Raw genomic sequence first — 7,614 nt, forward strand, 5'->3', positions numbered from 1 at the left:
CATAACTTATGCGTACGCATTTTTGTCTATTAAGTGCTCTTTTATTGAGCGCAGGCTCTGTTGCACAACAAACAATAACTGAGCTTGAACCACTTAGCTTTGGTCTACTGGCTATTACAGACAACTCAAGTGTTAGCTCTGTCACTGTTTTGCCAAGCAATACTAGCGCGAGTAGCAACAGTATTTATGTTGTTAAACAGGGTCGCGCCGCCGAGTTATTGTTTGAAGGCTATGGAGCAAGAATACAAGTTACCATTAGTGATAATGTGAATAACCAACCACTTAGTAATTTACACAATAACCAACGCTTTTATCTCAATCGATTGATTTATAACCCTACCTTGGTCACTGACTCATACGGCAGTGCTGTATTAACGGTGGGTGGGCAGATAAGCACAAGTGGTGATGGTAGCACCTATAATGATGGTTATTATGATGCAACCGTCTCATTAACCGTAGACTTTTAATGGAATTTTATGAAGTACAGATACTTTCTATACTGCTTTATTGTTTTACTAACCTTTCATAGTGCTGCTGTATATGCAAACTTATTGATCTCGCCAACACGTATTGCATTTGATGACAGGCAACGAGTCGCTAAAGTTATTGTGGTAAATAACTCTAATGAGAGCAAAACTTACCGCCTTGAGTGGCAAGAGAAAATAGCGAAGCCGCAAGGTGGCTATATAACGCTGACCGATGATCAGGTTAACCCTAATTCACTGGCCAGTATGATGCGTTTGAGTCCTTCTCAGGTGAGATTAGCGCCGGGAGAAAGGCAGGTTGTGAAAATAGCTCTTCGCAGAGCTAAAGGTCTGGCAGATAAAGAATATCGTTCTCACTTGGTTTTTAAAGCGCTACCCAATGAACATAAAAGTAATAGTAAAAGCTTTGGTATTCGTTTAGACATGGTTCTAAGTTATTCAATACCTGTGCTCTTAAGACAGGGAACTGCGCTACCTGAGGTTGATATTGCTTCAGTAAAGTACTTAACAAATGATGCAAAACCATCACTTGGCATTAGCCTTAATCATTCTGGCGATTATAGTTCATTCGGAAAAGTTGAAGTTTTTCAAACTCTATCAGGAAGTAAAGAAGAGCAAAAAATTGCCATGGTAAATGACTTCAGCATTTATCCTGAGCTTGATAACGTTACTTTAACTCTGCCTTTATTTGATAATATGAAGCTACAAGAAAATAGCCAAATACGCATTACTTACTCGGGGTTAAAAGAGTATCAAGGGCAAGTTTTTTCAACTAAAACGACGACCTTCACGTCTCAGCATTTCAATTCTTTGCAGTAAATGAAACGTCTCTTATTTTGTCTTTTAATGTTTGCCACTGGCGCTCCCGTCGCAGCTGAAAAAAATTATCAGGCTGTATTTGCTTCATTAAAGAAAATGCAGCAGCAGTTACAGCAGTTAAAAGCTTCTGAAAGAGAAAGCGCTGATTCTCAGGCAACAGCAACAGACCTTAATAAAAAAGTGAATGGGGAAGGGATCCCTGTGGGGGAGTTGTTGTTTTTTTCAGCTTACTTAAAGCATACCTACTTAGGAGAAGTGTTAGCTGTTAAAAGTCAGCAAGGAATATGGGTCGACTTGCTGAGCTTCTCTGAAACCGTAGAGTTTGTAATTGATGTAAATGGTAATACCGGTATTGCGAAGGGCTGGTTTATTAATCCAGAAAACACCTTTGTGCTTGATACAACAAAAATGACCATAACCGTCAAAGGTCGGACATTTTCAATAGCCCAAGAACAGTTACATGTTGATCAGCAAGATATTTTTGTTGCTTCAACATTACTTGAGCAAGTGTTTGATTTAACAATGGCTGTAGACTACTCAACACTTGAACTTTACATAAACTCTGATACACGATTACCCATAGAAGCACGCTTAGCCCGGCAGAAAAGAGAGCTAAGCCAAACAGCACGTTACTCTGAGCCAACACTACCGTGGAAAGAAAGCCCATATCAAGCTGTGTCCTCTCCTATGGCAGATATCCAAATTAGCATGACAGCAGATGATCAACAAAGCTCTGCGGGATACTCTATTCTTGGTGCTAATGATCTTGCTTACTTAAATGCTGAATACTATTTTGCGGGTCGTGATGGTGACTTACTTACTGATTCAAGACTCACATTTAGCCGTGAAGACTTAAATTCAGAGCTACTTGGTCCTTTAGCTGCAAACAGAATTGAGTTTGGTGATGTATTGGCAACGCAAATAGGGAACCGTTTTAATAGCAATTATGCTCGCGGTGCAAAAGTAACTAATAAACCACTATTTAAGCCTGTTAATACTAATCAGGTTAACATCATTGGTAATATCCAACCCGGCTGGGATGTAGAGCTGTATCAAAATGGTGTTTTAATTAATCAGCTACTTAGTCTTAATGACGGTCGGTATATATTTGAAAATGTAGACTTGCTGTATGGCGCCAATAACTTTGAGCTCATTTTTTATGGACCGCAAGGTCAAGTGGAGCGAAAGACTGAACAATACTTGATTGATGGCACTAGCTTGTCTGCGGGCGAGTCGTTTTATGAATTCTCAATCACAGAGCAAGGGCACCAGCTATTTAACCAATCGAATTATTATGTTGAAAACCCAGGCTGGTTGTTTTCTGGTCGTTACGATACAGCATTAACAGATAATATCTCAGTGTATGGCGGTATAGCGGGTTTAAAAAGTGAGTATAAAGATAACACTCAAAACCTAGCGATCGGTAGTAATGTGAGCCTTTTCGACCGCCTGTTAATTAACCTAGATTACGAGCAAAACAATGAAGATGAAAGCGAGCTTGAGTTTACCGCAAGAGGGCAAATTGCCGAGCAAGCGTTAAGGTTTCGTGCATCAGAACGAGAGCGTTTAATTAATCGTCAAAGCAGCCAGCAAAGAATGAGTTCATCAAGCAATTATGAATTTAATATCTCTGGAGAGGTCTTTCAAAATCAATACGGTCGACTCAACTACCAAAACAACGCTTATTACACTGACATTGATAGTCGATACGACAGCCTAAAGCTCGAGAATATCATGAACTATGCTTACTCAGGCTTTTCCTTTAATCACCGCTTGAGTTGGCAAAAAGACAGCAGGCTCGATGACTCTACCTTATTGGGTAACGTTCGACTCCAAGGGCGATTTGGCCAAGTTTTTAGCCGTTTTAGTCTGGATTACAGTATGAGTCCTCACCACTCTATTCAGTCATATGAGGCCCAATTTAATCGTAGTTTAACATCACAGTTGCAAGGTGAATTGACACTTCGTAACTCGCTTATTGATGATGTAAAGTCAGCGGAGATTGGACTTAATTGGCAATCTGATAGATTTAGCCTAAATAGTAATCTTAACTACGACAGTGAAGATCGTTGGCGAGTAGGGTTATTTAGCCGCTTTAGCCTAGGTTATGCTAGCCAAGGCACTGGTATATTTTCTAGCAAACGAAGTTTAGCACGCTCAGGTACTCTGATGGCTCACGTTTACTTAGATGCCAATAATAATGGAATCAAGGATGAAAGTGAGCATGGTATTGCAGGTGTTAAAGTCAAAGGTGTGCAAAATTATCGTCAAGCAGTCACTGATGAAAACGGCATTGCATTGCTAACCAGTATGCCTGCGAATAGAACGACCGATATTGTTATTGATCCTGATAGTTTTCCAGATCCATTTTTGGTCGCTGCTAATGATGGTTTTTCTGTTACTCCCAGAGCCGGATTCATAGAATATATTGATATAGCGCTTAACAACAGCAGCGAAGTTGAGGGGGTTGTGTATGTTGCGCAAGATGAAAATATGAAAGTGCAACCGTTTGCGAACATCTCACTCATTGATAAAACAGGGAAAAAGGTGTCGCAAACCCAAGCTGCGTATGATGGCTATTACTTGTTTACAGACCTTCGCCCAGGCGAATATAAAGCAGTGATCGATGATGAATATAAAGACAAAAAATCATTAAAAGATAACCAACATGTGACCCTTAACTTATCTGCTGGTGGCGAAGTTGTTGTTGGCGCTGATCTGGTATTAAAGCCTAAACAAGTAAAAGATGGCTACATTGCTAAGTTAGGGCAGTTTTCATCACTCGCTATCTTAAAAACATATCTTTATCTTGTGAAAAAACCATTATCAGAACTCGCTATTTTAGATCCTTTTTATATCAAAAAAAGTGATAAAGAGTTTGTTCTCTCAGCCGCGTTTTCTGAAACTCAAAGCGATGAACTTACACAAGTTTGCAGCGTATTAAAGAGCTATAAGCTTAACTGTGATGTTGAGCCATATACGGTTAGTTATTAATTTAGGGAAAATTATAATGTTAAAGCGTCATTTTAGTGTTGTTTTACTTTGTTTACTGGCATCTGCGTGTCAATCAACAAATAGCGAACACTCTTCCACACCGCAAAATAGTGTGCAAATTACTCAACAAGAACTCGATAGCCTAAAAGAAAGTGCCGCGCAGTGGCAACAAGCTAAACCTAGCATTGAGCGCCTTATCGCAATTGAAAATGATCTAAACCTACTAATTACTCAGCTAAATGATCTTGCCAAGTCGCAAACAGAAAACCAAGCTAAAAGCTCACCCGTTAGTGAGCAAGTTGTTGAACCTGTTGATGTTAAAAGCAATGCTTATACTGAGCAGCCATTATTTGCATTACAAGTTGCCTCTGTCACAGAAACAGCGCGATTAACGCGAAGTTTAGAAGAGTTAAAAAGTAAAGCCCCAAGTATGTTTACAGGTCAATTTGCGGTTAACGTTGAGGCTGTTGAGGTTAATAATGTGGTTTATCATCGATTAAAAATAGGCGCTTATAAAGAGAAGCAAATGGCTGAAAAGGATTGCCAGTTATTAAAGCAAAAAGAAGTCAATTGCCTTGTCACTCAATACACCAATAAACCCTTTTCAGGCATGTAAATATAATTAGGCATAATCCTTGCTAGTACATTGCTATGTTCATAGAGGGTGGCAATTATGCGGCTTTTACATTGTTTTATATTTTTTATACTGACTGGTTGTAGTCTCACAGAAGAGGCAAAACCAGTTGTATCAACCAATGCGCCTAAAGCTCGCATGGCAGCCTACACTGTTAATCAATATGTTGCAGATTTAAGCAGTCAATTAAGCCGCATTCAAGGCTCTTACAAAGGCAATGCTCGCATTGCTGTAACCAGTTTTTATATGGCTGATGGCTTAGGTACTCGCTTGGCAAGCAATCAAGGCAATGGCTTGAGCCAACAAATCCAAGAGAGTTTAATGACTCAGTTCACACAACTGGGTTTTCATACCATTGAATACCGTTTAGAAAACACTTTAAATTTACAGCCTACGGCCGATAGTATATTAAGTCGTGATGTGAGTAAGTTACGTCAACGTCAGAATATTGACTTTGTCATCACAGGCACATTAACACGGCAACAACATGCCTACATAGTTAATGCGCGCCTAGTTAATACAAAAGATCAGCGAATAGTGTCGGCTGCTAGTACTGAAATTCCTATTAATGTTATGTGGGGAAATGAGAAAGTACAGCAGCGTGATGGTCAGCTATACCGTAGTGAATATTAAGAGGAATTATCAATGAAACGTTTATTTTTAAGTTTATGCCTTCCTTTAGGCTTTGGTTGTTCTTCGATGCTGACAGCGGATAACGAAAAAACATACAGTGATGAGCCTCAGCTTGTTAGCGCACAGCGTGAAGTTGCTGCCCCGCAAACAAGCACAAGCGTATTTCAAAGCAACCAAGTGGTAATGAACGACAGTACGTTTACTGCTGCGCCAACACGAAAGAACATTAATCACTATGTTCGAGGCATCATGCAGGATATGGTTGAAAACCTGCAATACGTTAACGACAAAACACCACTTGCGGTGTCTAGCTTTATATACCTAGACGCTGATTACAATGCAGGTTCATTACTTGGTAATCAAATTGCCGAAAGCTTTATGCACGAATTGCATACCTTTGGCGTGCCAGTTATCGACTTTAAAACAACAGATTATATGCGTGTTACCCCCACTGGTGACTTCGTGTTTAGTCGAGACTACTTAGAATTAAGTCAGCAGCAAAACTTTAATTATGTACTGGCGGGCACTTTAGTTAATCACCAAGGTGGTGTGCTTGTGAATGCGCGTATTGTTGGTATTACCAGTAAAGCGGTCGTTGGCTCTGCTCAAGGGTTTATTCCACAGTCGGTTGTTGATGCACTCGACAGTACTAACCGTAGTGACGGTATTATGCTAAAGCAGGCAAGTGAGTAAATTATGAAACGTTTTTTTTCAATCGCTTTATGCTTAGCCCTAACAGGTTGTGAAATGCTTGCACAGCAGCCACAGCCAGAGCCAAAAGCGAACACTTCAACAACACAAATAGATTATGCTGCTTTATTGCAAGAGCAACAAAATCAAGCGCAGCAAGTCAATACGAACGATAGACTATTCGTGCCGTATCAACATCATAAAACACTTGTTAACTATGTTGAGCAAATGGCGTTAGAGTTAGTTGATACAATGCAGCAAGAGGCTGAGCTTGGTATCGCAATTACCACATTCGTTGAATTAGATGCCAGCCTTGATACAAGCTCTCAGCTTGGTAACCAGATTGCAGAATCGATGATGTATCAGTTACAAAAGTTCGGTTTTGGTGTGGTTGATTTTAAAGCGATGGATGTGATTAAAGTGACTCCTCGTGGCGATTTTGTCATGACACGTAAAGTGGAAGAGCTAGCAGAGCGTCAAATTGCCAGTCATGTACTGTCGGGCACCTTGATCTACCGTAACACCGGCGTAGAAGTGAATGCCAGAGTGATAAACTTAAATTCAAAACAAGTCACTGCAAGCGCACAAAAAGTCATCCCTTATTTTGTGCTGCAAAATGAATCAATCCAAACCGCCAGTATCAAATAAAATTAGCCAAAACTAAAGGCTTGATTATAAAAGGGTTAGCCCGTTATAATTTTCTTAGCTAAGTGGCCTCTTAGTTAAATGGATATAACGGCCCCCTCCTAAGGGGCAGTTACAGGTTCGATTCCTGTAGGGGCTACCAATTAAATCAATGATTACATTCCTGTAGCCTCTCTTTGCAGGCCATTAGAGTAAAATCAAAGCTCAGAAAAAATAGCAATAAATAAGCCTAACACATATCTTCGAATAGTTTTTTATCAATGTTTTTAACTTTGATGGCTTCATATATAGTTAAAAGTATATCTTCATTAATTCGCTCTTCTTTTACACCAACAATAAAGTTTTGGTTTAATATCTTACACCCGTAAACAGGGCCAGAGTAACCTAAACCTGTAAAGTACACAGCTCTTTTGTTGTCAGGGGGACTTTCTGATACTTCACTAATTGGTTTTCTATCGCCATTGGTACTCACAGAAAAAAACTGAATTTTATTACTTTCTATCCAACCTTCATTGGCATCCATCAGTGTTACAAGCACACCTGATGGGGGAATATGATACACCCTTGAGCTACCTTCATATTTGGGAGGTTTACCATTTGGTGCGTTGAATACAATATATAAAGATCCCACGTATCCTTCTGGTATAAGGTAAATTGTGGGCTCACTTTCTTTTACTTCTGTACAGGCTGACAGTAACGCAACTATTAAACCTA

At 39.7% G+C, this 7,614-nt stretch carries 8 protein-coding genes and 1 tRNA gene; 8 read left to right on the forward strand and 1 reads right to left on the reverse strand.

Annotated features, from left to right (window positions below):
• Positions 1-8 precede the first annotated feature (8 nt).
• From NYF15_RS12395 to NYF15_RS12430, 8 genes are all read left to right on the forward strand, one after another.
• The gene (locus NYF15_RS12395; RefSeq protein WP_130150439.1) at positions 9-467 is read left to right on the forward strand and encodes a DUF4402 domain-containing protein; all 459 of its coding nucleotides are present in this window, start codon (positions 9-11) and stop codon (positions 465-467) included.
• 9 nt (positions 468-476) lie between these two features.
• A complete protein-coding gene (locus NYF15_RS12400) occupies positions 477-1,304 on the forward strand; it encodes a molecular chaperone (protein WP_371353736.1) in 828 nt (275 codons plus the stop codon).
• The gene (locus tag NYF15_RS12405; RefSeq protein ID WP_371353737.1) at positions 1,305-4,298 is read left to right on the forward strand and encodes a hypothetical protein; all 2,994 of its coding nucleotides are present in this window, start codon (positions 1,305-1,307) and stop codon (positions 4,296-4,298) included.
• Positions 4,299-4,314: 16 nt separating this feature from the next.
• A complete protein-coding gene (locus NYF15_RS12410) occupies positions 4,315-4,914 on the forward strand; it encodes an SPOR domain-containing protein (RefSeq protein ID WP_371353738.1) in 600 nt (199 codons plus the stop codon).
• A 57-nt stretch (positions 4,915-4,971) separates the two neighbouring features.
• Entirely contained in the window at positions 4,972-5,565 is a 594-nt protein-coding gene (locus tag NYF15_RS12415) for a FlgO family outer membrane protein (protein WP_341803095.1), read from the forward strand.
• A gap of 12 nt (positions 5,566-5,577) precedes the next feature.
• Positions 5,578-6,258, forward strand: coding sequence for a FlgO family outer membrane protein (locus NYF15_RS12420; RefSeq protein WP_062569684.1), 681 nt, complete (start codon positions 5,578-5,580; stop codon positions 6,256-6,258).
• 3 nt (positions 6,259-6,261) lie between these two features.
• On the forward strand, positions 6,262-6,903 hold the full coding sequence (locus tag NYF15_RS12425; RefSeq protein ID WP_371353739.1) for a FlgO family outer membrane protein: 642 nt from the start codon (positions 6,262-6,264) through the stop codon (positions 6,901-6,903).
• A 64-nt stretch (positions 6,904-6,967) separates the two neighbouring features.
• Positions 6,968-7,042: transfer RNA gene (locus NYF15_RS12430), tRNA-Arg, on the forward strand.
• Positions 7,043-7,129: 87 nt separating this feature from the next.
• On the opposite strand, the gene NYF15_RS12435 is transcribed toward NYF15_RS12430, so the two are convergent.
• Positions 7,130-7,614 (reverse strand): hypothetical protein (locus NYF15_RS12435; RefSeq protein WP_371353740.1); only part of this gene is annotated, 485 nt, incomplete at its 5' end.

It is taken from the genome of Pseudoalteromonas sp. 68 DY56-GL68, from assembly GCF_041414825.1.
GTDB lineage: Bacteria > Pseudomonadota > Gammaproteobacteria > Enterobacterales > Alteromonadaceae > Pseudoalteromonas.